Raw genomic sequence first — 26,147 nt, 5'->3', positions numbered from 1 at the left:
GGCTTTTCCAAGCCGCTGGGTCGGTCACGACCAGTGACTATTCGCCGCGACTGTGAACCGCGGCACCTGCACACTGCTGAGCAGATTTCGCGCCACGCTGACGTGGCTGCGACGTGGCCGGGGACGGATCCCCGGCCTCAGGGGCGGTGCGCAGAACCGGCACCGTCCGGCACCTGAAAGGGGTGCCTCGTCCGGAACGGCCTGAGGCCGTCCGGACCACCTGGCTCGTCCTTACGCAGAAGTGACGCGCCCACGCCCGTGCTGCGGCACGTCATCTTCTATGGAAAGGCACGACTTCGTGACCACGCTTGACCCCGCTATGCCCGTCACCGCCGACGTTCTCGCCCCCGAGACCCCGGCGGTGTCGGAGTTCACCCTGCTCGGATTGCCCCGCCCGCTCGTCACGGGCCTGGCCCGCGCCGGCATCAACGCGCCGTTCCCGATCCAGCGAGCGGCCATCCCCGACATCCTCGCCGGGCACGACGTGCTCGGACGCGGCCAGACCGGCTCTGGCAAAACCCTCGCTTTCGGCCTGCCCATGATGGCCAGGATCGCTGGTGAGAAGGCGCAGCCGCGCCGTCCCCGGGCGATCATCCTGGTGCCCACCCGCGAGCTGGCCCTCCAGGTCGCCGACGCTTTGGAGCCCCTCGGCCGCGGCCTCAGCCTGCGGATGAAGACCGTGGTCGGCGGCATGTCCATGGGCAAGCAGGTCGAGGCGCTGCGCCGCGGCGTCGAGGTCATCGTGGCCACCCCCGGCCGGTTGACCGACCTGATGGAACAGGGCGAGTGCTCCCTTGAGGACGTCCAGGTGAGCATCCTGGACGAGGCCGACCACATGTGCGACCTCGGCTTCTTCCCCGTCGTCAGCGCCATCCTGAACGAGACCCCCGCCGACGGCCAGCGCCTGCTGTTCTCGGCCACCCTCGACGGCGACGTCGACAAGCTCGTCCGGCGTTTCCTCACCAACCCGGTGACCCACTCGCTCTCCCCGGCCACCTCCTCGGTCGAGCTGATGGAACACCACATGTTCCAGGTCACCTTCCACGACAAGCCCGACGTCACCGCCGAGATCGCCGCCCGCGAGGGCCGCACGATCATGTTCGTCCGCACCCAGCACGGCGTGGACCGCGTGGTCAAGCAGCTCGCCCGGGTCGGCGTCAAGGCCGGCGGCCTGCACGGCGGCAAGCGCCAGAACCAGCGCACCCGGATCCTCGGCGAGTTCCGTGAGGGCAACGTCCAGGTCCTGGTCTGTACGGACGTCGCGGCCCGGGGCATCCACGTCGACGACGTGACCCTGGTGCTGCACATCGACCCGCCGGCGGACCACAAGAGCTACCTGCACCGCGGCGGCCGTACGGCTCGCGCCGGGGAGCGGGGCTCGGTGGTGACGCTGGTTATGCCGAACGAGCGCAGGACCACCGAGGCGATGGCGCGGCGGGCCGGGATCAACCCGTCCCGGCACAAGGTCGTGCCCGGGGACCCGGTGCTGGCCGAGATCGCGGGCGCGCAGCAGCCCTCCGGCGAGTCCATCCCGGTCTGGGAGCCCGACGTGCGCAAGCCGCTGCGGGCCACCAAGGAGCGCGGCCCGCGCGGCGGCTTCGGCGACGGCGAGCGGCGCCCGCGCCGGTACGCCGACCGCAACCGGTCCGAGGACTTCAACCGCCGCCCGGCGGAGGACGGCGAGGCACGGCGCCGGGACAGTCGTGACAATGGCGGCGGAGCCCCGCGCGGGCAGTTCCGCGACGACCGCGGGCCGCGCACGTTCGGCGGCGACCGTCCGCGCGAGAACGGCCGCCCGGCCGACCGTTCCAGTGACCGGCCTAACGACCGTCCCAACGGGCGTTCGTACGACCGCGACGATCGCCGTGGATTCGGCAACGATCGCCCGGCGTATGACCGGCCCGCTTACGACCGTCAGGATCGTCCGGCCGGCGACCGGCCGTACGGCAACAACCGGCCGTTCAACGGCGACCGGCCCGCCGGGCGCGGGCGTTCGTTCACGGGTGACCGGGACGGCGGGCGCCGGTTCGAGGACCGGGGCGCCGAGCGTGGCGGATACCGGGGCAACGGCGACAACCGTGGGTCCTACCAGGGCGGGGAGCGTCCCCGTACCGAGACGCGGGGCGGCTACAACGGCGAAGGCCGGCCCGACTCGCGCGGCGGCTGGAACGGTGAGGCGCGCCCGGCCGAACAGCGCGGCGGCTTCCGCCCGCGCACGGGCGGCGGCTTCCGCCAGGGCGGCCGCCCCGGCGGCCACACGGGCAGCCGTCACGGCCGCTAACTGATTCGTTCGTAAGCCCCGCTGGAGCGCGCTCCAGCGGGGCTTACGCGTTCAGGGCGCGTCCGCCGGATCATCTCATCAGTGGCGCTTTCATGGCCGGTATTCTCGGAGAGTATACTTAACGTGTATAGTCCGAGCGTTGCCATCAACCGCGTCCTTCTCGGGCTCATCGACCTTGAGGCCGATCTGCGGTGGATCGACCAGGAGGTCCGATGAGTGAGGCCATCTTGCGGGCTACGGGCTTGCGCAAGGAATACGGCTCCACCCTCGCACTGCGAGGCGCCGACCTGACCGTGCGGACCGGGGAGGTGGTGGCGATCATGGGGCCGAGCGGCTCGGGCAAGTCGACCCTGCTCCACTGCCTGGCCGGGGTCATCACCCCCGACCAGGGCGAGGTCCGGTTGGACGGCGTGCCGCTGGCCGGGCTGAACGACCGGGCCCGCAGCCGGTTACGCCGCTCCAGTTTCGGGTTCGTCTTCCAGTTCGGCCAGCTGGTGCCCGAGCTCCCGGCGATCGAGAACATCGCGCTCCCCCTGCTCCTGGCGGGGAGCAAACGGCGGGAGGCCATGTCCGTGGCCCGCGCGTGGTTTCCCCGGCTGGGCCTGGACGGGCTGGAACACCGGCTTCCCGGGCAGATGTCCGGCGGGCAGAGCCAGCGGGTGGCGGTCGCCCGGGCGCTGGCCGCCGGGCCGCGGGTGGTCTTCGCCGACGAGCCGACCGGCGCCCTGGACTCGCTGGCGGGCGAGCAGGTGATGGACCTGCTGATCGACGCGGCCAGAACGCAGGGCGCGACCGTCGTGCTGGTCACCCACGAGGCGCGCGTGGCCGCCCACGCCGATCGAACGGTGATCGTCCGCGACGGCCGGGTCACCGCTCCGGTGGAAGCCTGATGAGCGCCTTACGTCTGGGCCTGCGACTGGCTTTCGCCGGCGGCCGTGAAGGCGTGGCCCGGCTGGCGCTCGCCTCGTTCGGGGTCGCCATCGGAGTCACCCTGATCTTGATGACGCTTACCGCCGTGCCCGCTCTGGAGGCGCGTGAGCAGCGGCTGGCTTGGCACCAGACCGGTCAGGACAGCGCGCCGACCGCTCCCGACTTGATGTTGTGGCTGGCCGCCGACGATCATGTCCGCGGCCAGGACCTGCTGCGGGTGAACCTCGCCCCGCTCGGCCCGCGTCCGCCCGCGATCCCCGGCCTCGATCGTTTGCCCGGCCCCGGCGAGGTCGCCGTCTCGCCCGCGCTGCGCGACCTGCTCGCCACAATGCCGTCCGAGGAGCTGGGGGACCGGCTGGGCGGCCGCATCAGCATGATCATCGGCGAGCGGGGGCTGGCTCATCCGGACGAACTGGTCGCCGTCACGGGCCGTACGCCGGAAGAGTTGCGGGGATTCGGCGGTGCCGTGACGGTCCGGGGCGTGCACGCGGCACCGGGTTCCTTCGTCGTGACCGGGTTCCTGAAGATCCTGGTCATCGTGGTCGCCATCGGCCTGCTGGTGCCGGTGCTGGTGTTCGTGGGCACGGTGACGCGGCTGTCGGCCGCCCGCCGCGAGCAGCGCCTGGCCGCGATCCGGCTGGTGGGCGCGACCCGAGGGCAGATCACGCTGCTCGCCGTCGCCGAGACCGCTCCGGCCGTGCTGGCCGGAATCGTGCTGGGCTATCTCGGCTATCTGCTCGGGCGGCCGGTCGCCGCGCGGCTGGTCACCTTTGACGGGGCGCGGTTCTTCGCCGCGGATGTGGCCGTTCCCGCCGCGTCTCTCGTGCTGGTCCTGGTGGGCGTTCCGCTGCTCGCCGCCGCCAGCACGGCCGCCTCCCTGCGCCGTGCCGCCGTCTCGCCGCTCGGCGTCACCCGGCGCGCGCCGCGCCGCGCGCCGACTCCGTGGCGAGCCCTTCCTGTCGCCGTCGGCGCGGTGGCCCTGGCGGCCGCCGGGCTGCTCCGCCAGAGTGGCTGGATTTCCCAGGAGGGCGTCGTGATCCAGGTGCTGGTCGGTGTCTCCTACCTGCTCATCCTGGTCGGCCTGGTGATCGCGGGCCCGTGGCTGTGCCGGGTGATCGCCCAGCTGATCAGCGCGGCCACCGGCCATGTGACCGCCCTGCTGGCGGCGCGACGGCTCGCCGCCGATCCGTACGCGGCCTTCCGCGCCATCAGCGGCGTGGTCTTGGCCACGTTCGTCACCACCATGTTCGCCGGGGTGAGCGGGAGCGCCGCGCAGAGCCCTCCCCAGCGGGCCGAACTGCGCGACGGCGTAGTGGAGATCCGTACCGGGGGAGCGGCGCGTGAGCGGATACGGGAGTCGGCCGCGCGGCTGGCGGATTCACCCGATGCGCGGGGTGTGCTGGCCGTGCACCGCTCCGGCGGAACGGTCGCGATCGCCTGCGCCGATCTCGCCCGTATCGTCACGCTCTCGTGCCCGGCCGGGGTGACGTCGCTCGCCGGGCGGCCGCCGCAGGCGCTCGCCTCGGTCACCAAGCTGGTCGAACCCACAGAGCAGACGGCGACGTGGCCGATCAGCGCCCTATACGTCCAGACCGCCACCGATGAGGCGGCTCAGGAGCGGGTGCGCACCCAGGCCGCCCTGCTGCTGCCCGGCAGCCGGTCGGCCACGCGCGGCGACCTTCAAGCCTTCGACCTGCGGCAGCTCCGCGAACTCGAAGGCGGCCTGCGGATCGCCACGCTTTTCGTCCTGTTCGTGGCCGGGTGCGCCTTGACCGTCGCCGTGGTCGACGGGCTGCTCCAGCGTCGCCGCCCGTTCAGCCTGCTGCGCGTCTGCGGCGTACGGCTGGCCGAGCTCCGCGCTGTGGTCCTGCTGGAGGCCGCGGGACCGATCATCGCGGCGACCGCGGGCGCCGCCATCCTGGGTTTGTGCGCGTCCTACCTGCTCAGCCGCATCGCCGGAGCGGTCTGGAGCGCACCCGACCCCGGTTACGCCCTCGCCCTGGGTTCGGGCGTTCTCGCCGCCCTGGCCATGATCGCTTCCGTGCTTCCCCTGCTCGGCAAACTCACAGAACCGACCGCTACGCGCTTCGAATAGTGCGCGCTTTCGCCAGGGCAGGAGGCTGAACCGGATCAGTTACAGGCTGGCGCGCTGTCCCTGCTGGTCCGACCATTCCGAATGAACGTTTCATCGGAACTCGGTCCTGGGACCGCGTCGCTCCAGTTGATCGAAGGGGTGTGCTGTCACCTCTTGTGACTTAACCGGTCCATTACTTCACTGGGCTTTGACAACGGGTCAGGCGCTGTCTTCGATCAGATCCCGTACCGAGGAGATTCTTTGCCCGCCCATCGCTCCCATCGCGTTCTGCTCGCCGCGCTGCTCGCACTCGTCCTCGCCGTCTCCGGCGTTCTAGTGACACGCACTCCGGCGCGAGCCGCCGTACCGGCGGGGTTCGCCTACCGTTGCGGCATTCACTTCTGCCTTGACGGGCGTACGTTCTACTTCGCCGGCGCCAACACCTACGACGTGTTCACTTTCGGCGGCAGTTTCGGCGACACCGAGACCCAGTACATGGACAAAGCCAAGATCGACTCCCACTTCGCCGATCTGCAGGCCGACAAGGTGAGCGTCCTCCGCCTCTGGATGTTCAGCCACGAGGACTGGCACGGCTTCGAAAGGCCCAAAGGCGTCTACAACGACCAGCAGTTCGCGCTGTTCGACTATGTGATCCAGTCCGCCAAATCGCATGGGATCAAGCTGATCCCGGTTTTCGAGAACTACTGGGAGGCGTACGGGGGGATCGATACGCGCCTCCAATGGGAAGGGCTGAGCGGCGGGCATCCCGGTCGCGCCAAGTTCTTCAACAAGACGCAATGCCCTGGTTGCTTCGTGCAGTACAAGAACTACGTGTCGTACGTGCTGAACAGGACGAACCACTACAGCGGCGTCAAGTACAAGGACGAGCCCGCCATTTTCGCGTGGGAGCTCATGAACGAGCCTCGGTACCAGGATGTCAGCGCGGCCGAGAATGTCAGCGGAGCCACGTTGCGGGCGTGGGTGGACGAGATGGGTGCGCATGTGAAGGGGATCGATCCCAATCACATGCTCGGCACCGGCCTGGAAGGTCATGAATCGCGTTACGGGTTCGGTGGGGACGAGGGTAATCCGTTCGTCTACATTCACCAGTCGCCGTACATCGATTTCACGTCGGCTCATCCGTATCCGCAGGCCGGGTGGGCGGCGCTCAGCCTGGAACAGACGAAAACGCTGATCACCCGGTGGATCTCCGACTCCCATGACCTGGTCGGGAAACCCTTCTTCATGGGCGAGTGGAACACCGACATCAACGGCACACGCAACCAGTGGTGGACTGAGATCTACAACCATTTCGAAGCTCAGGGCGGGGACGGCTCCGCCTTCTGGTGGTATCCCCACCGATCCGCGGGCGGCGACAATCACTCGGTCAAATTCGGCGACCCCGCCCTCGCCATCTTCCGCGACCACTCCACCCGAATGGCCGCCAAGAACGGCCCTTCCTCCCCGTCACCATCTCCCAGCCCTTCACCTTCACCTTCGCCGTCCCGCTCACCTTCCCCCTCTCCGTCGCCCTCGCCTTCCCCCAGTCCGTCCCCGTCGCCCGTTCCTGGGAAAGCCTGCACAGCGACTTACGTGGTCACCAACCAATGGCCCGGCGGCTTCGGCGCGACGGTAACCGTGAAGAACACCGGCACCACCCCCACCACCGCGTGGTCGGTGAAATGGGCGTTCCCTAACGGCCAGACCATCACCCAGCTGTGGAGCGGCACCCACACCACCAGCGGTGCCAACATCACGGTTACCAACATGTCCTGGAATGGGGCACTCACCCCGAACGCCACCACCACCTTCGGCTTCAACGCCAGCTGGTCCAGCACCAACGGCCTCCCCAATCCCGTGACCTGCACAGCGACCTGACCATCGCGGCCCGGCTCCCGCTCCCCGGCGGGAGCCGGTCCGCCACGCCCGATGATCATGGGGCTTGGATCCGTTTCTGGGTTGCGCATCAGACTTGTCGGTCGGGGTCGATAGAGTTTGAGGGTCTGTCGGTCCCTGCTCGAAAGGCCAAGATCCCCTGTGGCTGATTCGTTCGTTCACCTGCATGTTCACACCGAATATTCGATGCTGGACGGGGCGGCGAAGATCGGGAAGCTAGCCGCGAGGGCGGCTGAGCTGGGGATGCCCGCGATCGCCATGAGCGATCACGGGAACATGTTCGGGGCGTATGAGTTCCAGAACAAGGTGACCGCGGCCGGGGTGAAGCCGATCATCGGGATCGAGGGCTACATCAGTCCCGAGTCCCGGTTCCACAAGCGGCCGGTGTTCTGGGGCGAGCCGCACCAGCGCAAGTCCGATGAGCGCACCGGCCTCGGCGGCGACGTGTCGGCCAGCGGGACATATCTGCACAAGACGATGTGGGCGATCAACGCCCAGGGGCTGCGGAACCTGTTCCGGATCTCGTCGCTGGCCTCGCTCGAAGGCCACATGAAGAAGTATCCGCGCATGGACGATGAGCTGTTCGCGGAGTATCACGAGGGCATCGTCGCCACCACCGGCTGCCCGTCCGGCGCGGTCCAGACCCGGCTGCGGCTGGGGCAGTATGACAAGGCCCTGGAACACGCCGCGAAATACCAGGAGATCTTCGGGCGGGACAACTACTTCCTGGAGATCATGGATCATGGTGGGATCCCGATCGAGACGGGCGTCCGCAGCGACCTGCTGCGGATCGGGGAGGCCCTCGGCATCCCCCCGCTGGTCACCAACGACTCCCACTACGTCACTGAAGACCAGTCCACCGCGCACGACGCGCTGCTCTGCGTCGGCACCAACTCCCAGATCAGCGACCCGAACCGGTTCCGTTTCTCTGGCAACGGCTACTACGTGCGCTCCGCCGAGGAGATGTGGGCGCTCGACCCCAACTCGGAGCTCTGGGCCCAGGGCTGCAAGAACACGCTCCTGATCGCCGAGCGCGTCGAGGCCTATGACGAGGTCTTCGCCCACCGCGACCTGGCCGCCAAGTTCCCGGTCCCCGAAGGGGAGACCGAGATGAGCTGGCTGCGCAAGGAGACCCAGGGCGGCGCGGTCCGGCGCTACGGCGACCCCGTGCCGGCGGAGGTGCTGGAGCGGATCGAGTACGAGCTCGGCGTCATCGAGAACATGGGTTTCCCCGGCTACTTCCTCGTCGTCGCCGACATCTGTCAGTACGCGCGGGACAGCGGCATCTGGGTGGGCCCCGGCCGAGGCTCCGCCACCGGTTCCATGGTCGCGTATGTCACCGGCATCACCGAGCTCGACCCCATCGAGCACTCGCTGCTGTTCGAGCGGTTCCTGAACCCCGAACGAATCTCCATGCCCGACGTCGACCTGGACTTCGACGAGCGCCGGCGCGGTGACATGATCAGATATGTCACGGAACGCTATGGCGAGGACAACGTCTCGCTGATCATCACCTACATGACGATCAAGTCGAAGGCGGCCGTGAAGGACGCCGCACGCGTCCTCGGCTATCCCTTCCCGGTCGGCGAGAAGATCACCAAGGCGTTCCCGCCCGCCGTCATGGGCAAGGAGATCCCGCTCACCGGCATCTTCGACGAGAAGCACGCCCGGTATGCCGAGGCCACCGAACTTCGCAAGCTCTACGAGGACGACCAGGACGTCCGGCAGGTCATCGACACCGCGCTCGGCCTGGAGGGGCTGACCCGCGGCACCGGCGTGCACGCCGCGGGCGTCATCCTCTCCTCCCAGCCGCTGATCGACGTCATGCCGATCTTCATGCGCCCCGACGACGGCGCCCGCATCACCGGCTTCGACGGGCCCAGCAGCGAGAACATGGGCGCGCTGAAGATGGACTTCCTCGGCCTGCGCAACCTCACCGTCATCGGCGACGCGATCCAGAACGTGAAGAGCAACCGCGCCATCGACCTGGACATGCTCAAGCTGTCGCTGGACGACGAGAAGACCTACGAGCTGCTGGCCCGTGGCGACACGCTGGGCGTCTTCCAGCTCGACAGCTCGATGATGCGCGATCTGACGAAGCTGATCGCCCCGGCCCGATTCGAAGACATCTCGTCGGTTCTGGCCCTGGGCCGGCCCGGCCCGATGGGTGCCAACGCGCACACCAACTACGCGCTGCGCAAGGCCGGGCAGCAGGAGATCAAGCCGATCCACCCCGCGCTCAAGGACGCCCTTGAGCCCATCCTCGGCACGACATACCACCTGGTCGTCTACCAGGAGCAGGTCATGGCCATCGCGCAGCAGCTGGCCGGATACACCCTCGGCGGCGCCGACATCCTGCGCCGGGCGATGGGCAAGAAGAAGAAGGAGGAGATGGACAAACAATGGGCCACCTTCTCCTCCGGAATGGTCGGCAAGGGCTACACCGAGGAAGCCGCCAAAGCCGTCTGGGACGTTCTGGAACCGTTCAGCTCCTACGGATTTAACAAGTCCCACACGGCCGGGTATGGACTCGTGTCGTACTGGACGGCGTATCTCAAGGCCAATTATCCGGCCGAATACATGGCCGCCCTGCTCACCTCGGTCGGCACCAACAAGGACCGGATGGCGATCTACCTCGCCGAATGCCGCCGCATGAAACTCAAGGTCCTGCCGCCCGACGTCAACGAATCCGGGCTCCAGTTCAGCGCCGTCGGCGAGGACGTGCGATTCGGGCTCGGCGCGATCCAGAACGTCGGCGAGAACGCCATCAACGGCATCATCTCCGCCCGCAAGGCCAAGGGCATCTTCACCGACTTCAATGACTTCCTCACCAAGGTCCCCCAGGTCGTCTGCAACAAGCGCACCATCGAATCACTGATCAAGGCGGGCTCCTTCGACGGCCTCGGCCACAGCCGCCGCGGCCTCGTCCAGATCCACGACCAGGCCATCGACTCGGTCATCGACGTCAAACGCAAGGAGGCCGTCGGCCAGGACTCCCTGTTCGACGCCTTCGAGGACAGCGGCGACAACAACGTCTTCCACGTCGTCGTCCCCGACGGCGAATGGGACAAGAAGACAAAACTCTCCTTCGAGCGCGAAATGCTCGGGCTGTACGTCTCCGACCACCCGCTCAACGGCGCGGAACGCGTCCTCGAACGCAACCGCGACCTCACCGTCGCCCAGGTCCTCGACGGCCAGGCGGGCTTCGGCAACGTCCGCATCGCCGGAATCATCTCCGGCGTCGACAAGAAGGTCACCAAGAAGGGCGACGTCTGGGCCATCCTCACCATCGAGGACCACGACGCCTCCATCGAGGTCCCCTGCTTCCCCAACACCTACCAGCTCTACGGCAGCAACCTCGCCCCCGACCTGGTCGTCTCGGTCACCGGCCGAATCCGCTCCCGCGGCGACGGCGAAGAGGCGACAGTCTCCTTCAACGCGATGGACATCACCTTCCTCGACATCTCCGGCATCCAGGCGGACGGCCGCGAGCCCATCGTCATCGCCCTCCGCGAGGAACGCATCACCCAGGACTTAGTCAGCGAACTCAAACGAATCCTGACAATCCACTCAGGCGACACCCCTGTCCGCATCCGCGTGGAACGCCTCAACCGCAAAACCAACCTCCTCGAACTCCCCGACTACACGGTCAACATCACCAACGGCGCCTTCGCGGGCGACATCAAGGTCCTCCTCGGCGCCAACGCGCTGATCGGACCTGGGTGATCTTTCACCGAGCAGGCCTGGGGTTCGATACGCGCGGGCTCAGGCGAGGCAGCCGTAGGCTCGGGCGAAGTCATCGGCCCACGGCGTGTCGTGATGGCGCTCGAACGCGCCGGACAGGCGATGCCGAACTGGCGCCCCCCTGCGGGGAGCGCCAGGGGATCGATCGTCCCGGCGGACCGTCAACGATACGGCGTCATCAAGGCGCGTTTCATGGCGCCGCCGCCGCGGGCGATGTCGGCTGAGAGGAGAACGTCGATCTCTGTCTGGTCGAAGCCGCACTCGGTGAGGACGTCGGCCGTGTGCTGTCCTATGCCCGGTGGATCGAGCGGGCCGCTCCGCTGGGTACGGCTGAACACCGCGTGCCTGCCCGTCATCATGAAGCTGGAGCCGGTCACCGAGGTCCGGATGTGGAACACCTCCGCCGCCAGGAGGTCGGGGTCGCGGAGCACCTCGGAGACGGTTCGGGCGCGAGTGGCCTGGAGGCCGGCCGATTCCGCGGCCCGGATCACCTCTGCCGAGGTGCGGGACGCGATCAGTCGCTCCGGGGAGGAGTCGTCGCCGGCCTCGTACAGCCCTGCCGCTCGCAGCGCCGTGCGTGCCTCCTCCTCGCCGCCGCGGGCGTGGAGATAGATCCAGCCGTCCACCGTCGCGTAGTAGCCCTGTGCCAGATCGAGCCTTCGCAGGTCCGCGCTGCCGACCGCCGGGCGTGGGCGGCCCGCGTACCGTACGAGATCGTTCATCTGCAGGTAGAGGGATGCCCCCGCGAGCGAGTCCCAGGCCCGCTGTCCCTCGCCGGTAACCTGGCGGTGGTAGAGCGCGAGCACGGTCGTGAGTGCCGAGATCGCCGCGGCGGTGACATCGTTGATCGCGATGGTGTTCGCGATCGGGACGTCGTCTCCTCCCCAGGACGACATCATTCCGCTCATCGCCTGAACGACCATGTCGACGCCGGGCCGCCCGCTCAGCGGACCGCCCTCACCGAACGCCGACAGCGACACCGTGATGATCTGCTCGTTCGACTTCCTCAGCGAGTCGTAGTCGATGTTGAGCTTGGCCATCACACCTGGCCGCATGCCGTCCATCACGACGTCGCTCGAGGCCACCAGACGGTGGAACACCGCCTGGCCCTCGGGGCGCCCAAGATCGAGCGCGATGCTTCGCATGCCACGGTTGAAGGTGTATCCGGTGGCGCGGAACGGGTCGCCGCCGAGGGGCTCCACCTTGACGACGTCGGCGCCGAGTTCGCGGAGCAGGAAACCCGCGTACGGAGTCGCGACGAACGTTCCGGTGTTCAGGACCCTGAATCCGGCCAGCGGGCCCTCGGCGTACCGCGGCGGACTCGGCTCACGGGTGTCCTTCGGCGGCCATGGGGAGGCGCCATTGTGCTCGCCACGGCGGGGGGCCGGACCGCGCACGGTGCCGGGCGTCTTGGCGAGGGAGAGGACCACGCCCGGCATCTCCACGGTGCCGCGCTCGGGGTCGTCGACGCTGACGCGCATGCCGATCGCGCTGGTCTGCGGATGATCGAACCACTCCTCGCGCGACCGCACGGGTCCGCAGGGAATTCCCCGGCTGGACAGTAGCGCGAGGACCTCGGCACTGCTCCGGGCCGCGAACGCCGCGTTGACCCGGGGCTGCACCCACGGCAGATTGTCCAGGAGGACGAGGCGGGCCGTGACGCCGTCGATGCGCGGGTCCGCCAGGACGTCGTGGAGGCCGAGAGCCTCCAGCGCGGCCACTTCGAACTTCGCGCCGAGGGCGCCACACGCGACCCATTCTCCGTCACCGCATCGGAAGTGCCGGTACGTAGGGTGACGTCCCGTCGGGCCGAGGTCCGTCGGCGGATCCGGCTGGGCAGGGTCGGTGCCGAGCAGCCCGGCCAGCGCGACCATGATCGCGTTCATGCCACTGACCGTCACGCTCTGCCCGCGGGTGGATATCGTACGCTCGACGAGTGCGGCCACGACACACGCCGCCGCCCAGACCGCCTGGACGTAAAGAAGGTATGGCGAAACGGACTCGATTGGCCCGCCGGTGTTGGACGATTGCCGCATCGCCTGCGCTCCGGCGGCGGCCAGGAGCCCATGGGACTCCCGCCCGTCCGGCCAGGGCGCCGACCCGTCGAGGTAGGCCGGAAGCCGGAGGGTCACCAGTCCCCGGTTACTCGCGCCTGCCAGGGCAACCTGCTCCCCCCAATCGGACAGTTCTCCGCCCGATCCGAGGATGCACACGTCGGCGCCGCGGATGCTCTCGGTCAGCCAGTCGATCTGCCGCTGATCGGCGGGGGTCACCTCGACGCTGCGCTTGTTCCTGTTCCAGACCGCGAAGCCGGGCAGCCGGCGGGCCGGGTCGTCGACGACGCCCTCCACCTTGATCACATCAGCGCCGAAGTCGGCGAGCAGCATGCCGACGACGGGACCGGTGACCCCTGCGGAGAAGTCGAGGACGCGCACACCCTGGAGCGCACTGGTCGTACCTGTGGTCATGTTCGCTCCTTTAAAGGTCACCGAGTGACGAGCACGGGCTTCGCCACGTGTCCCGCGAGCATGTCGGTTTCGGCCGCGCCGATGTCGGCGAGCGGGTAGGACGCGATCAGACGCTCGATGGGGAATCGGCCCGCACGCCAGTGAGCCACGAGTTCGGGCAGGAAGCGCTTGGGATTCGCGCTCCCCTCGAGGATGTAGCCGATGGTGACGCCGGTGAGCTCGCTGGGGTGAAAGCTGACCGGGCTCGCTCCGGCGCCCACGAGGATGGCGCGCCCATGTGGTCTGAGCGCGGCGACTCCGGCTCTGATCACCTCGGGTGCTCCGGTCGTGTCCAGCACGAAGTCGAGCCCTGGCCCGTCACCGGCGATCGCCTTGCGCAGCTCGCCGGTGTCTCCGAAGACTTGCGCCGTCGCCCCGAGTCGCGCGGCGAGTTCGAGCCTGGACGCGTGGCGGTCGACCGCGACGATGGTGGCGGCTTCGGCGATCCCGGCCGCCATGACGGCGGCCAGTCCGACCGCGCCGACGCCGAGGACGGCGATCGACTGCCCCGGCCTGGGCTTCATCTCGTTGAGTACGGCACCCGCCCCGGTCTGCAGACCGCACCCGAGCGGCGCGAGCACCTCAAGCGGAAGCGAGGGGTCGATCGCCACGGTGTTGCGCTCCGTGGCGATCGCCAGCGTGGCGAAACTCGACTGGCCGAACCAGCGGTTCGCCACGGGGATGCCGTGCCTGTCCAGCGCGGCGACGGAGCCGTCCAGACGCTGCCCCGTCAGGTTGATCGCTCTGAAGTGGCGGCAGTACGCGGGGTCGTCGGCTCGGCACCGCTCGCAAACGCCGCAGGAGTCGAAGCTCAGCAGCACGTGATCGCCCGGCTTGATCGAGCTCACGGCCGAACCGACCTCGATCACCACGCCGGCGCCCTCGTGGCCGAGCACGAGCGGAACCAGCCGTTCCCCCAAGGCCGGCAGCCGCGGCAACAGATCCGTATGGCACAGCCCGGTGGCGTGTATGTCGACGAGCAACTCGTTGGGGCGCAACTCGCCGAGCTGGATCGTCTCCAGGGAGAACGGGGCGTCGGGCGCGTGCAGCACCGCCGCGGTGGCGGAAATCGGCATGGTCATCACCTCTGCCTGGTCGGTGCGCCCACGGCGCGGACCAATTCGTGTGCGCTTTCCCATGACCCACGGTCGGCGATGAGCCGCCGGAGCTTCATGATCATGCGCGGTTCGTTGACGGTGGCGGCGCCGGTGAGCCGGTCGGCCCGCCGGTAGAGCGCGACGAGCCTGGACTCGTCCTCGCGGGCGAACACGACCTCGTCCGCCAGCGGGGTGCCCGCGAACTGGAAACGATTGCCGTACCAGTCGCTCCAGAAGTAGGGCACGGTGCGGAAGGGCGCGGCGCGGTGGGGGTAGAGCGCGTTCAGCGCGGCCCGGTCTCCCTGGTCCGCCGCGTTCGTCCAGTTTTCGAGCCTCATCGTGAGGTCCAGGACGCCGTTCGGCCAGTACGTGACGTCGCCGGCCGCGTACACATCGGTCAGCGACGAGCGCAGGTACTCGTCGCAGATGACGCCGCCGTCGACGGGATGCAGGGCGATACCCGAGTCCCGCAGCCACGCCGTGGCGGGCGCGGCGCCGATCCCGACGACCACGACGTCGGCGGGCACCGTCTCGCCGTCGCTCAGCCGAAGACCGGTGACGCGCTCCTCGCCGATGACCTCCTCGACGGTGGTCCCGCACAGCAGCCGAGTGCCGTGGCGGCCGTGGATGCCCGCCAGGGCGTGGCCGACCTGGTCGCCCACCGCGCGTACCAGCGGGACGGGCGCGGCCTCGACGATCGTGACGTGCGCTCCCTTCTCGCGAGCCGAGGAGGCGATCTCCGAGCCGATGAAACCCGCTCCGATGATCACGACCTCGCCGCCCGGGTTGATCGCCGCGCGAAGCCGCGCCGCGTCGTCCACGGTCCGCAGGGTGTACGCGCCGGGCTTGGCGGCGAGTTGGGGAATCGAGCGGGGGCTCGCTCCGGTGGCCACCACGAGCCGCTCGTATCCGAGCACGTCGCCGTCGGCCGTGTGGACTTCGTGGGCGAGGGGATCGAGTCTGGTCGCGCGGGTCGACAGGCGTAGCCCGACCGAGAGCCCGGCGCGGATCTCGTGCTCGGAACGGAAGTAGTCCGCCGCCCTGTCGTCTTTCAGATACCCCTTGGACAGGGGCGGCCGGTCATAGGGGAGATGCGCCTCGTCGCCGATGAGGGTGATCGATCCGCCGAACCCTTCCCGGCGGGCCGCCTCGACCGCGCGCAGTCCGGCCAGGGACGCTCCCACGACGAGCAGGGTGGATGTGCTGGTCGCCATGCCGGCTATCCGGCGTGGCGGATCCGGACGAGGCCGTCGGCGAGCGGGCGGAACACGGCCTCGACGTTCTCCGCCAGCCAGTCCAGGTCCCAGTCGCCAGGGCTCTCGACGGTCGAGATCACGCTGGGATTGTTGTACAGGCTCAGGGTCCGCCCGGCCGAGCCGATCACGCGGCCGCTCAGCCAGCCCGACTTCTCGCTGGCGAGATAGGCGACGACCGGGGCGATGTTCTCGGGGAGCAGTTCGGCCACCGCCTCGTTCGACGGGTCGACGACGGCTGCCACCAGGCGGGTCATCGCCGAGGGCGAGACCGCGTTCGCCGTCACTCCGTAACGGCCGAGCGCCTGGGCGAGCGAGTAGGTGAACCCGACGATGCCCATCTTCGCCGCCGCGTAGTTGGGCTGGCCTGGGGCTCCGTTCAGGCCGGAGTTGGAGGCGAAGTTGATGATCCGGTACTGCCCCTCGGGGTTTCGCCGCCCGCGCCAGTAGGCGCTCGCGGGCTTGACGGTGCTGTAGGTGCCGCGAAGATGGACCCGGATCACCGCGTCCCAGTCCTCGGGCGCGAGATTGAAGATCATCTTGTCGCGGAGGATGCCGGCGACGTTGACGACCACGTCCAGGCCGCCGAATCGCTCGACCGCGAGCTTGACGAGTTCCTCGCCGGTCGCGGTGTCGGCGATGTCGCCCCCGTTGGCGACGGCTTCGCCGCCCGCCGCGACGATCTCCTCGGCGACGGCGTGGGCCGGGCCTTCGTCGCTCCCGGTGCCGTCCGGGTCCGCCCCGAGGTCGTTGAGGACGAGCTTGGCGCCCTGCTCGGCGAAGAGGCGGGCCACCGCCGCGCCGATGCCTCGGCCTGCTCCGGTGACGATGGCCACGCGCCCATCGAGTATGGCTCCACTGTTCATGGTGATTTCTCTCTGTCGAACGTCATGGATCCGGCGTTTCCGCAGGTCCGTGGACGGGTGCGTCAATGGTAGAACACGTTATGCTTATGTGCAACACGTTATACTTAGCTGATCCGCTGGTAGAGTAGAGGGCCGAGCCTGGTCAGATGGAAGCGAGAGCATGACAACGCGCATACGAGGCAGGTCGGCGGAGGACGCCGCCGAACGGAGGCGCCGGGCCGTTGACGCGGCCCGCGAGCTGGCCCTCGAAGGCGGACCTGACGCCGTCCAGATGCGTGCCGTCGCCGAGCGGGCGGGCATGACGACCGTCACGCTGTACCGGCTCGTGCCCTCGAAGGTCGCCCTGCTCACCCTTCTCGCCGTCGATCAGGTCGGGCGGTACGCGGCCTACAACGAGGCTCACCCGATCGAGGGAGGCACTCGAGGGGACAGGGTGGGCCGCGTCTTCAAACGCGCGTTCGTGGAGGTGACCCGCGAACCGAACCTGGGCCGCGCGATCGTCTCGGTCTTCTCCGGCGTTCACCAGATCGAGCACATCGAACAACTGCCGGGCTCGTCCGAGACGTACCTGATCGATCTCGCGCGGCAGGCGCTCGAGTCGGACGGCGTCCCGGCGACGGGAGAGGAGCTTCGGCTGCTTCGGATGGTCCGCCTGGTCTGGGGCGCCGCCGTCGGCCAGTGGCTGAGCGGAATCATGGACATCGACATCGTGTACGACATGATCGACCTCGCGTGCGCCCAGCTGGACGCCGCGACGCGAGCGCGGGACTAGCGGAGACGGAACACCCCCCGGTCCAGCACGACGGCGTCGCCCACCCGGGTCTGGAAGATCGCCCCGTCGTCGGTGCGCCAGATCCACGTGTCCAGCACGTCCCCGGGGTTGACGGTCGAGGCGAATCGCACGGAGAACTCGCCGAACCGAGCCGGGTCATCGTCGGCTATGGCCGCCAGCAGGGCCCTCCCGGCGAAGCCGTACGTGCACAGGCCGTGCAGGATCGGCCGCGGCATCCCCGCCTTCGCCGCGAAGGCGGGGTCGGAGTGCAGCGGGTTGCGGTCTCCGCTCAGGCGATAGAGCAGCGCCTGATCGACCCTGGTCGGGTGACTCACGATCGTGTCCGGCTCCCGGGCGGGAACCTCCCAGCGGGTGGCCGGTCCCGGATCGCCGCCGAAACCTCCCTCCCCCCGCAGGACGAGCGTCGACTGGACCTCCGCGTAGCGCTCTCCCGACGTGGCATCCGTCAGCACCGACGAGGTGACGAGGTTGGCGTGCTTGCCTTTGTCGTAGATGCCGGTGATCTCTCCGTCGGAGACGACGGTCCCCGCCGTCGGGATGGTCCGGTGCAGGACGACCTTCTGCTCGCCGTGCAGGATGCTGGAACGGGGGACGGAGCCGATGAGCTCGGTCGGATGTCTGCGGACACCGCCGGTCATGACCGTCGCGAACGTCGGCAGCACCTCCTGCGGCACCCCTTCGCTGTTCTCCGTGGTGTACTTCAGGTCCTTGAGGGGATCTTCGGCGCCCGCGCCCACACCGAGCGCGTAGAGCAGGGCGTCCTTCGAATCCCAGCTCGCCGGAGAGCCCTCCAGCGTGGTGCCGACCTTCGTCGGGTCAACGGTCATCTCGTGTTCCTTTCTTCAACCGGGGACGTTGGCGAGCACGAGGCTGCCGGCGGCGCCGAACATGTAGCCGACGCCCTGGACGAAGCTGATCCTCGCGCCGGGGACCTGGACGACGGCCTCGCCGCGCAGCTGGCGGACCGCCTCCTGGATGGCGAACATCCCGTACCTCCCCGTATGGGTGTAGGACAGGCCGCCGCCGTTGGTGTTCATCGGCAGCCGGCCGCCAGGCAGCGTGTGCCCCGCCCGGATGAACTCCCCGGACTCGCCGCGCCCGACGAAACCGGTGTCCTCGAGCATGTAGAGCGGGAGGTGGGCGAACGCGTCGTAGAACATGGCGTGGTCGACGTCGGCATGCGTGATGCCCGCCGTTCGGAACGCCTCCTGGCTCGCTGTCCGGAACGGACCGAACGAGGTGAGGTCGTCCATCTGCGAAACGAGCGGCCCCTCGGCGCCCTCGCCGGACCCGAGCAGGTAGACGTGCCGCTCGGCGCCGTCGAGGTCCCTGGCCCGTTCGGCGCTCGTGAGGACGAGCGCGCCGCCGCCATCGGTCACGACGCAGCACATGTCCTTCGTGAACGGGTAGGCGACCTCCGGACCGTCCAGCACCTCGTCCACCGTGACGGGCTTGCGGCGCAGCGCCCGCGGGTTCGGCACCGCCCACTCGCGCTGCGCCGCCACGACCTCCGCGAGGTCACGGCGGGTCAGCCCGCGGGACTTCAGGAAAGCCAGCACCGGCACCGTGAAGGTGGAGTACGGCGCCAGCGCGCCGTACGGCTGCTCGAACTGACCCGCCGGGCTCGAGGGATCGAGCACGTAGGGCGGAGCCTCCACCCGGGATCGACCCGACTGCCCGTGCGTGATGAGCACCGTGTCCACCGCGCCCGCCGCGATGGCCGCCGCCGCGTGGCGGACGTGGACCATGAAGCTGCAGCCGCCGACGGCGGTGCCGTCGAACCACCGCGGCCGGATCCCCAGCGCGTCGGATATCTCGTAGACCGGGGCGCGGTCGGTGGCGATCCCGTCGATGCCGGCCGTGGTCAGGCCCGCGTCGGCGAGCGCGTTCCGCGCCGCGTCGAGGTGCAGTTCACGTTCTGGGGTGGTCGGTAGCGTGCCCAGCTCGGTGGTCTCGGCGGCACCGACGATGACGACGCCGCCGTGGTGCATGGATCCCATCAGGCCTCCCCTCGGGCCGGGGCGAACATCGGCAGGGACATGTCCCCGCGCTCCGAGAAGCGAACCTCAAGCCGCATCCCGAGGGGGAGCGCTTCGGGGTCCGCCGCGACCTCGACGATGTTGGTCATCAGCCGGGGGCCTTCGTCCAGCTCGACGAGGGCGATCACCTGCGGTTCCGTGCCCCACATGGGCCTGCGGTTGATCACATAGGACGCCAGGGTCGCCCGGCCCGAGACCGGCCGCCACTCGACGTCCAGCGACTGGCAGTGGCGGCAGGACGTCCGCGGCTGGAAGTAGAACCGCGCGCAGGCGTTGCACCGCTGAATCCGCAGCTCGCCCTGCTTGGTTCCCTCCCAGAACGGTGTCGTGACCTGCGATGCCTTCGGTGTCAGCGGGGTGTTCATGTTCTCCTCGTGGTCGCGTGATGGTCGGATGGTGGGTCGAGGCGTAGCGGCGCGAGGGGAGATCCCGCCGGGTAGCGGAAATCGAACGCGACGGCTCCTTCCGGGGCCAGCGTGGCGTGAAAGCCGCTCCCGTCCCCGGCCGGCACGAGATCGGCGAGGATGCGGAGCCGGGCGGTCGGGTCCACCACGCTCAGCACGAGCCGCTCTCCCTCGCGGTGGATCGAGGGGTCGCGCACCTCGAGGCGCAGCAGCCCCCCGTGCGCGGTGAAGAGCACCGTCCCCGTGTACCGGCCGGCGTAGCTCGTACGGCGGAAAAGGAACCCGGAGCCGACGGCCGACGCGGGCGCTTCGACCCGGATCTCGCCGATCTCCTCGACGTAGGCCCGGAAGGATTCGTGGACTCCCCACACCAGGTGCTCGGTCACCGTTGCGCTCCTTCGGCCGCGGGCGTGGTGTTGCCCTCTCTCCCGGCCTGCTCGCTGAGGATTTCCGCGGCGGCCAGCTCGTCCTTGGCGGCGAGCTGGTCGAAACCGCGCACCGCCGGGTAGCGGTACCTGCCGAGGAGCAGGATCACGATCGCCGACACGACCAGGCCCACGATGAAGACGGGGATGATCGTGCTGTAGGAGCCGAACTGGTCGTGGGCCGCGCTGAAGACCACCGGGCCGAACGCGGAGGTCATCAGGAAGGCGGCCTGGATCACGCCCACGATGCGGCCGTACTCGCGGGTCCCCAGGTAGCGCGTGATGAAGAAGACGACAAGGTCGTTCTCGATGCCCAGAGCCAGACCGATCACCGCCACCGCGACCGCGACGACGGCGAACGGCGGTCGCAGGAACAGCAGGCCGGCGATGGGGATCAGGACGACGACGGCGCCGATGATCCGGCCGGGAACCCGGTCGATGACGAAGCCGCCCGCCACCCGGCCGACCAGGCCGGACAGGCCCAAGATGGTGAGCAGGAACGCGGCCTGCGCGGGCTCGATGCCGCGGTCCACCATCATGGGGACCAGGCTCACCTGAATGCCGGTGACGGTCAGACCGGCCATGCCCAGGCCAAGCGTGATCATCCAGAACTGGCGGCTTCGAAGCGCCTGCCTGAAGGTGAGGCCGGGCACGTCCAGGGTCACCACGCTCGCGGACCGCGCGTCGACGACTTCCTTGACCAGCCGCCCGCGCAGGCTGCGCTCGGCACGTACGCGGACGAGGGCGCTCACCGCCGAGGTCGCGACGATCATCACCAGCAGGGCGAGCACCACGTAGGCGCCCCGCCACCCGAAGAGGGTGATGAGCGGACTGGCGAGGAGTGGCATGAGCGAGGAGCCGAGCCCCCAGAAGCCGGTCATCACTCCGATCGCCATGCCGCGCCTGTTGTCGAACCAGCTCACCAGGGCCTTGCTGAACGGGATGCTGGTGCCGGAGCCCAGTAGGCCGACCAGGAAGTGCAGCGTGTAGTAGAGCGGGAGCGAGTCTTTGCCGACCGCCGCCAGGAGGGCGAACACGGTCGCGTAGCCGAGGAAACTCGGGATGATGATCCACCGGACGGCGAGACGATCGAGCAGGCGGCCGACGACGACGAGCCCGATGGCCATGCCGAACGCGGCGAAGGTGAAGCCCGCGGACACCTGGGTCCTGCTCCATCCGAGTTCGGCGTTCATCGGCAGCACGAAGAGGCCGAGGGTGCCGAGCGAAACCGGTCCCGGCGCGCACATTCCGGCGATGCCCGCGCCGATGATGACCCACCATGGCGATCTCTGCTTCTTACCTGCTGTGACTGGACGGATTTCGGCTGTGGTCATTCGGGTACTCCCTCTTGGTGGCGAAACCCCCGAGGTGAACTGTTTGACAGCCGGCCGCGACCGGCTTGGGACCTACGCTCGTGGCCGGGGTGGCCCGCTGATCACTTGGAGTTCGGTGAAGCCGTGCAGGCCCCAGGGCCCGTTCTCGACTCCGACGCCGCTGGCCTTGTGGCCGCCGAACGGCAGGGTCGGCAGCACTCCGCCGCCATGGACGTTGATGGAGACCTGACCGGTGTCGAGCCGGTCGGCTATCAGGTACGCGCGCTCGATATCGGCTGACCACACCGAGGCGGTCAGTCCGTACTCGCTCGCGTTCGCGCGTTCGACGACGTCGTCCTCGTGGTCGAAGGCGATGATCGGCATGACAGGGCCGAACTGCTCCTCGTCGACGACCTTCACCCCGTCGCGGACGCCCGTCAGGATCGTCGGCGCGAAGAAGTAGCCCGCCCGGTCGAGGGCGCGACCGCCGGCGCGCGCGGCGGCTCCGTTCCGCATAGCGTCCTCGACCAGCATCTCGACGCGCTCGAACTGCGGCTTGTTGTTGATCGGACCGAGCCGCGTGCCCTCGTCGAGGCCGTTCCCCACGCGCACCGACACGGCGATCTCGGCCACCGCGTCGGCGAGATCCGCATAGATGTCGCGGTGGGCGTATATCCGCTTCGCGGCGAGGCAGACCTGCCCGTTGTTCATGAACGAACCCCAGAACAGCGCCGGAGCGACCGCGTTCACATCGACGTCCGGCAGAATGATCGCCGGATCGTTGCCGCCGAGTTCCAGAGTGATCCTTTTCAGATCTTCCGCCGCGGCGCGGGAGACCAGGCGCCCCACCGCGGTGGAGCCGGTGAAGCTGACCTTGCGTGGCACCGGATGGGAGACGAGCGCGGCGCCCAGCGGCTCCGGTCCTGACACGACGTTGAGCACGCCGGGGGGCAGCACCTCCCGCAGGAGGTGACCCACCGCCAGGGTGGTCAGGGGCGTGTACGGCGACGGCTTGACCACGATGGTGTTCCCCGCCCGCAGCGCCGGGGCGATCTTCCACATGGCGAGGCCGATCGGAACATTCCACGGCGTGATCGCGGCGACGACGCCCATCGGCCGGCGAACGACCTCCTGGAACGCCTGGTCGTCGTCGCGGACGATCTCGCGCGGGATCTCCAGATCCGCGTAGTAGCGCAACCACGACACGGCCCGGCCGAGTTCCCCCTTGGCATCGTTGAGGGGCTTGCCCTGCTCCGAGGTGAGGATCACCGCGAGCTCGTCCACGCGTGCCTCGACCACGGCGGCGGCTTCGCGCATCGCCACCCGCCGGCGGTCCTCGTCGCGCGCCCACCCCGGGCCGGCCGCGGCCGCCGCGGCGAAAACCTCGTCGAGCTGCCCCGGAAGCACCCACGGGGCGGTGGCGAGGACCTGACCCGTCGCGGGGTTGATCACGTCGAACCGGTCGCTGGTGACGAGATCGCGACCGGCGGCGGTCGCGACGAAGGTCCGTGCGCCGACATCGGTGGTCGTCACTGGCCCGCTCCCTGGGTTTCGACGCGGTTTTCCATGCGGTTTTCGAGGCGGTTTTCGAGGCGCAGCGCGCGTGCGGGGCAGGACCGGACGGCTTCCTCCAGCAGCGGCCGTTCGTCCTCGCTGATGCCGAGGCTGATGAGCTGCAACGTTCCGTCCTCGTCGACCTCGAAGTGATCCGGTGCCACCGACTCGCAGATGCCGATGCCCGTGCACCGGCCGCGATCAATAACGATCTTCATGGCGGCTTCCTAGGACACTCGAACGGGCAGGCGGCGGACCCCGTTGATGAACTCGCTGGGCAGGTACTCGGGCTCGCCGACCTCGAGATTGGGCAGCTTCGTGAGAATCTCCTGGAACAGGGCGCGCAGCTGTGCCTTGGCCACCCCGTTGCCCAGGCAGTAGTGCACGCCGCCGCCCCCGAAACCGACATGCGGGGACCGCCCGCGTGCGAGGTCGAAGCGCTCCGGATTCTCGAAGACGGTCTCATCGCGGTTTCCGGAGGCGTAGAAGATCACGACCTTGTCGCCGGCCTGGATGGGGACACCGTCGAGCTCGAGGTCGGTGCCGGCGGTCCGGGCGAAGGCGATGACCGGCGAGGCGTGCCGGACGAACTCCTCGATCGCTCCCGCGATCCGGCCGCTGAAATCCTCCATGAGCCAGGCACGCTGGTCCGGATGACGATCGAGCTGGATCACCGTCTGCGACGTCGTCTGCTTGGTCGTGTCGTTGCCGGCGACGCTCAGCAGCATCATCATCGAGCTGATGTCCTGATCGGTGAGCTTGCGTCCGTCGAACTCCGCCTGGACGAGGCTGGTCATGATGTCGTCGGCCGGGTGCTTGCGACGATGCGCGGCGAGCTCCGCGCCCAGCGCGAAGAGGAATCGCATCCGCTCGGCCGCGTATTCCTGGTACGAGACGCCCGGGGGAAGCTCCTCCGGGGCCGCTCCGATGGTGATCACCTCGTCACCGGCCCGCGCGAAGTCCTCGGCGAGGTCCGGGGGGACGCCGAGAAGGTCCGCGACCGTCAGCATCGGCAGCTTGCAGGACACTTCCGCGACGAAGTCGAACTCGCCCGCCCCGGCGACGCGATCGATGATCTCCCGCGCCCGCTCCTCGATCTTCCGGCTGAGCTTGGCCACCGCCTTCGGCGTGAACGCGGCGCTCATCACCTTCCGATAGGCGGTGTGCTCGGGCGGGTCCATATGCAGGAAGGTCGGAGGCTGCCGCAACGTCTCGTCCATGGGGCGGACGGTCGCGGTCCCCAGCGCCGAGCTGAACAGATCGTGGTTCTCGCTGACGAAGGTGATGTCCTTGGCCCGGACGACGGCCCAGAACCCGGCCTGGCGGTGAACATCCCGAGGCAGCCCGGGCACTTCGATGGGAGCGTGCCAACTTACCGGCGCGTTCCGGCGAAGCCACGCGAAGGTCTTTTCCCGCTCCGCGAACGGCTGGGCCCAGAAGGCGCGGCTGGAGATGTCCTTGTCGGTGGTGAGGGGGTGCTCGTTGGCATGGATCTGCATAGGGGGTCTCCGAGTCTCGGCCTTGAGACGGCTTCGGCGGGTGTGGTGGTGCGCCGCCGCTCCTGTCGTCGGCATCCGCTTCGCCCTGTCCGCTGCTTCGAGGGATGCGGCATCTCCGCCGTCCGGATAAGTATAACCAGTTATATAACGTGTTACACAAGAGTAAATTTCGCGTGGCCCGCTCTCCGGACCGCGATCGATCACCTCCTCGCGCGCAGCACGAACGCTCCCGCCGCCAACGTGAGCGCGCCGGCGAGCGCGAAGGCGGCGGGGAATCCCACCGAGTCGGCGAGGACACCGCTGACCAGGGAACCCACCACGGCCGCGAGGTCCATGGCGACCATGTACGCGGCCAGGGCCGTCGAGTTCGTGCCACGGCCGGAATCGCCCAGCAGGGCGGAGCTGACGGAGTTGACCCCGCCCGCGGCGAGACCCAGCAGCACGAACCCGGCGACGACCAGCGGCATCCGGTCGGGCAGTGCGATGAACACCAGCGAGATCGCGGTGCACGCGATACCGGCCAGCAGCGGCCCGTAGCGGCCGCGCGAGTCGGACCACGGCCCCGCTATGGCGGAGCCCGCCACCTGCGACAGCGCGGTCAGCGACACCATGAGGCCGATGAACGCGGTCGAGTACGCCGCGGCGGCGAGGTGCAGGGGGATGAACCCCGACCGCATGCCGTAGAAGATCCACCCCGCGATGAACTGGCACATCAGGACCGCGACGAAGACCTTGTCGGTGGCGAGGGCGCGGGCCGTGGCCCGCGTGGAGCCGTTCGCCGCGTCTTGCATCGGGGCCGACCCCGCTGCCCGGAGCGTCCGGTGCGGGCGCAGCAGGACGAACGCGAGTACCGAGGCGAGGGTGGTGGCGACGCCGTACCCCACGAGGGGCAGCCGGGCGCTCAGCGTCGCGAGCGTGCCACCCATGGCGGGTCCCGAGACGGTGCCGAGGGAGATGCCGGTCATGAACGTGCTCATCGCCCGGCCGCGTACATCCGCCGGCACCGTGGCGATGAGCAGGCCCGTCGCCGCGGCCGTGAAGGCGGCCGAGCCGATGCCCCCCACGGCCCGCGCCACGAGAAAACTGATGACCTCGGGCGCCAGACCGGCGCCAAGCGCCGACAGCCCCTGCAGGAGCAGTCCACCCGAGAGCAGCGTCCGGAGTGTCCACACCCGGAGCAGGCCGGTGGTGGCGAGCCCCCCGACGAGCCGCATGGCCGCGAAGACGCTCACCGCCAGGCTCGCGACGCCGGCGGTGATGCCGAACTCGATGGCCAGGGCGGGCAACGAAGGCGCCACCACGCCCGAGCCGACCATGGTCGTGAATCCGATGATGGCGAGCAACCAGACGACCTTCGGCATGCGGCTCCTCCGCGGGCGTTGATCTGGCATGGAATGCCCCTTCCTGAGTTCGCGCAGCCTCACAAATATGACAAGTTATACTTGATGGAGTATCCACCCATGCGCACCGCG

The 26,147-nt window shown here is 68.9% G+C and carries 19 protein-coding genes; 6 read left to right on the top strand and 13 right to left on the bottom strand.

Annotated features, from left to right (window positions below; translation table 11 throughout):
* The first annotated feature begins 298 nt into the window (after nucleotides 1-298).
* The 5 genes from Amac_RS24150 to dnaE all read left to right on the top strand — a co-directional run bounded on the left by Amac_RS24150 (nucleotide 299) and on the right by dnaE (nucleotide 10,907).
* The gene (locus tag Amac_RS24150; protein ID WP_246268638.1) at nucleotides 299-2,281 is read left to right on the top strand and encodes a DEAD/DEAH box helicase; all 1,983 of its coding nucleotides are present in this window, start codon (nucleotides 299-301) and stop codon (nucleotides 2,279-2,281) included.
* Nucleotides 2,282-2,493: 212 nt separating this feature from the next.
* Nucleotides 2,494-3,171 (top strand): ABC transporter ATP-binding protein, encoded by a 678-nt coding sequence (locus tag Amac_RS24145; protein ID WP_155356668.1) that lies wholly within the window; start codon nucleotides 2,494-2,496, stop codon nucleotides 3,169-3,171.
* Complete coding sequence (locus tag Amac_RS24140) at nucleotides 3,171-5,306, top strand: FtsX-like permease family protein (RefSeq protein ID WP_155356667.1); 2,136 nt, start codon at nucleotides 3,171-3,173, stop codon at nucleotides 5,304-5,306. Before Amac_RS24145 ends, Amac_RS24140 begins: the two co-directional genes overlap by 1 nt.
* A gap of 240 nt (nucleotides 5,307-5,546) precedes the next feature.
* The gene (locus tag Amac_RS56360; RefSeq protein ID WP_246268636.1) at nucleotides 5,547-7,163 is read left to right on the top strand and encodes a cellulose binding domain-containing protein; all 1,617 of its coding nucleotides are present in this window, start codon (nucleotides 5,547-5,549) and stop codon (nucleotides 7,161-7,163) included.
* A gap of 159 nt (nucleotides 7,164-7,322) precedes the next feature.
* Nucleotides 7,323-10,907 (top strand): DNA polymerase III subunit alpha, encoded by a 3,585-nt coding sequence (gene dnaE / locus Amac_RS24130; RefSeq protein WP_155356666.1) that lies wholly within the window; start codon nucleotides 7,323-7,325, stop codon nucleotides 10,905-10,907.
* A 179-nt stretch (nucleotides 10,908-11,086) separates the two neighbouring features.
* Here the strand turns inward: dnaE and Amac_RS24125 are convergent, their stop codons facing one another.
* The 4 genes from Amac_RS24125 to Amac_RS24110 are packed head-to-tail and all read right to left on the bottom strand — an operon-like array spanning nucleotide 11,087 to nucleotide 16,648.
* Nucleotides 11,087-13,393: a CaiB/BaiF CoA-transferase family protein gene (locus Amac_RS24125; protein WP_155356665.1), complete on the bottom strand. Its 2,307-nt coding sequence runs from the start codon at nucleotides 13,391-13,393 to the stop codon at nucleotides 11,087-11,089.
* Nucleotides 13,394-13,410: 17 nt separating this feature from the next.
* The gene (locus tag Amac_RS24120; RefSeq protein WP_246268634.1) at nucleotides 13,411-14,508 is read right to left on the bottom strand and encodes an NAD(P)-dependent alcohol dehydrogenase; all 1,098 of its coding nucleotides are present in this window, start codon (nucleotides 14,506-14,508) and stop codon (nucleotides 13,411-13,413) included.
* Nucleotides 14,509-14,513: 5 nt separating this feature from the next.
* Nucleotides 14,514-15,743: an NAD(P)/FAD-dependent oxidoreductase gene (locus Amac_RS24115; protein ID WP_155356664.1), complete on the bottom strand. Its 1,230-nt coding sequence runs from the start codon at nucleotides 15,741-15,743 to the stop codon at nucleotides 14,514-14,516.
* 5 nt (nucleotides 15,744-15,748) lie between these two features.
* Nucleotides 15,749-16,648 (bottom strand): SDR family NAD(P)-dependent oxidoreductase, encoded by a 900-nt coding sequence (locus Amac_RS24110; RefSeq protein ID WP_155356663.1) that lies wholly within the window; start codon nucleotides 16,646-16,648, stop codon nucleotides 15,749-15,751.
* A 160-nt stretch (nucleotides 16,649-16,808) separates the two neighbouring features.
* Between Amac_RS24110 and Amac_RS24105 the strand changes: the two genes are divergently transcribed.
* Nucleotides 16,809-17,420 (top strand): TetR/AcrR family transcriptional regulator, encoded by a 612-nt coding sequence (locus Amac_RS24105; protein ID WP_155356662.1) that lies wholly within the window; start codon nucleotides 16,809-16,811, stop codon nucleotides 17,418-17,420.
* On the opposite strand, the gene Amac_RS24100 is transcribed toward Amac_RS24105, so the two are convergent.
* The 9 genes from Amac_RS24100 to Amac_RS24060 all read right to left on the bottom strand — a co-directional run bounded on the left by Amac_RS24100 (nucleotide 17,417) and on the right by Amac_RS24060 (nucleotide 26,036).
* On the bottom strand, nucleotides 17,417-18,268 hold the full coding sequence (locus Amac_RS24100; protein ID WP_155356661.1) for a MaoC family dehydratase: 852 nt from the start codon (nucleotides 18,266-18,268) through the stop codon (nucleotides 17,417-17,419). The two genes, Amac_RS24105 and Amac_RS24100, sit on opposite strands and share 4 nt — an antisense overlap.
* A gap of 15 nt (nucleotides 18,269-18,283) precedes the next feature.
* Nucleotides 18,284-19,441, bottom strand: coding sequence for a thiolase C-terminal domain-containing protein (locus tag Amac_RS24095; RefSeq protein ID WP_155356660.1), 1,158 nt, complete (start codon nucleotides 19,439-19,441; stop codon nucleotides 18,284-18,286).
* A complete protein-coding gene (locus Amac_RS24090) occupies nucleotides 19,441-19,845 on the bottom strand; it encodes a Zn-ribbon domain-containing OB-fold protein (protein ID WP_155356659.1) in 405 nt (134 codons plus the stop codon). The genes Amac_RS24095 and Amac_RS24090 overlap by 1 nt, the downstream gene beginning before the upstream one ends.
* Complete coding sequence (locus Amac_RS24085) at nucleotides 19,842-20,270, bottom strand: HtaA domain-containing protein (protein WP_155356658.1); 429 nt, start codon at nucleotides 20,268-20,270, stop codon at nucleotides 19,842-19,844. The genes Amac_RS24090 and Amac_RS24085 overlap by 4 nt, the downstream gene beginning before the upstream one ends.
* A complete protein-coding gene (locus Amac_RS24080; RefSeq protein WP_155356657.1) occupies nucleotides 20,267-21,643 on the bottom strand; it encodes an MFS transporter in 1,377 nt (458 codons plus the stop codon). Before Amac_RS24080 ends, Amac_RS24085 begins: the two co-directional genes overlap by 4 nt.
* A 72-nt stretch (nucleotides 21,644-21,715) precedes the next feature.
* On the bottom strand, nucleotides 21,716-23,155 hold the full coding sequence (locus Amac_RS24075; RefSeq protein WP_155356656.1) for an aldehyde dehydrogenase family protein: 1,440 nt from the start codon (nucleotides 23,153-23,155) through the stop codon (nucleotides 21,716-21,718).
* Nucleotides 23,152-23,394, bottom strand: a complete 243-nt coding sequence (locus Amac_RS24070; protein WP_155356655.1) for a ferredoxin — start codon at nucleotides 23,392-23,394, stop codon at nucleotides 23,152-23,154. Before Amac_RS24070 ends, Amac_RS24075 begins: the two co-directional genes overlap by 4 nt.
* 9 nt (nucleotides 23,395-23,403) lie before the next feature.
* Nucleotides 23,404-24,675: a cytochrome P450 gene (locus tag Amac_RS24065; protein WP_155356654.1), complete on the bottom strand. Its 1,272-nt coding sequence runs from the start codon at nucleotides 24,673-24,675 to the stop codon at nucleotides 23,404-23,406.
* A gap of 200 nt (nucleotides 24,676-24,875) precedes the next feature.
* Complete coding sequence (locus Amac_RS24060; RefSeq protein WP_170322620.1) at nucleotides 24,876-26,036, bottom strand: MFS transporter; 1,161 nt, start codon at nucleotides 26,034-26,036, stop codon at nucleotides 24,876-24,878.
* Between the last annotated feature and the right edge of the window lie 111 nt (nucleotides 26,037-26,147).

Origin of the sequence: Acrocarpospora macrocephala (genome assembly GCF_009687865.1) — a bacterium.
Lineage (GTDB): Bacteria > Actinomycetota > Actinomycetes > Streptosporangiales > Streptosporangiaceae > Acrocarpospora > Acrocarpospora macrocephala.
Note: the sequence above shows the minus strand (reverse complement) of the source record. Positions and strands in the feature narration are given on the sequence as shown.

Coding starts and splice junctions, on each gene's coding strand:
- Amac_RS24145 (WP_155356668.1), top strand. CDS start 2,494: ATGAGTGAGGCCATCTTGCGGGCTACGGGCTTGCGCAAGGAATACGGC.
- Amac_RS24140 (WP_155356667.1), top strand. CDS start 3,171: ATGAGCGCCTTACGTCTGGGCCTGCGACTGGCTTTCGCCGGCGGCCGT.
- Amac_RS24125 (WP_155356665.1), bottom strand. CDS start 13,393: ATGACCACAGGTACGACCAGTGCGCTCCAGGGTGTGCGCGTCCTCGAC.
- Amac_RS24120 (WP_246268634.1), bottom strand. CDS start 14,508: ATGCCGATTTCCGCCACCGCGGCGGTGCTGCACGCGCCCGACGCCCCG.
- Amac_RS24115 (WP_155356664.1), bottom strand. CDS start 15,743: ATGGCGACCAGCACATCCACCCTGCTCGTCGTGGGAGCGTCCCTGGCC.
- Amac_RS24110 (WP_155356663.1), bottom strand. CDS start 16,648: ATGAACAGTGGAGCCATACTCGATGGGCGCGTGGCCATCGTCACCGGA.
- Amac_RS24105 (WP_155356662.1), top strand. CDS start 16,809: ATGACAACGCGCATACGAGGCAGGTCGGCGGAGGACGCCGCCGAACGG.
- Amac_RS24100 (WP_155356661.1), bottom strand. CDS start 18,268: ATGACCGTTGACCCGACGAAGGTCGGCACCACGCTGGAGGGCTCTCCG.
- Amac_RS24095 (WP_155356660.1), bottom strand. CDS start 19,441: ATGGGATCCATGCACCACGGCGGCGTCGTCATCGTCGGTGCCGCCGAG.
- Amac_RS24090 (WP_155356659.1), bottom strand. CDS start 19,845: ATGAACACCCCGCTGACACCGAAGGCATCGCAGGTCACGACACCGTTC.
- Amac_RS24080 (WP_155356657.1), bottom strand. CDS start 21,643: ATGACCACAGCCGAAATCCGTCCAGTCACAGCAGGTAAGAAGCAGAGA.
- Amac_RS24070 (WP_155356655.1), bottom strand. CDS start 23,394: ATGAAGATCGTTATTGATCGCGGCCGGTGCACGGGCATCGGCATCTGC.
- Amac_RS24065 (WP_155356654.1), bottom strand. CDS start 24,675: ATGCAGATCCATGCCAACGAGCACCCCCTCACCACCGACAAGGACATC.
- Amac_RS24060 (WP_170322620.1), bottom strand. CDS start 26,036: ATGCCGAAGGTCGTCTGGTTGCTCGCCATCATCGGATTCACGACCATG.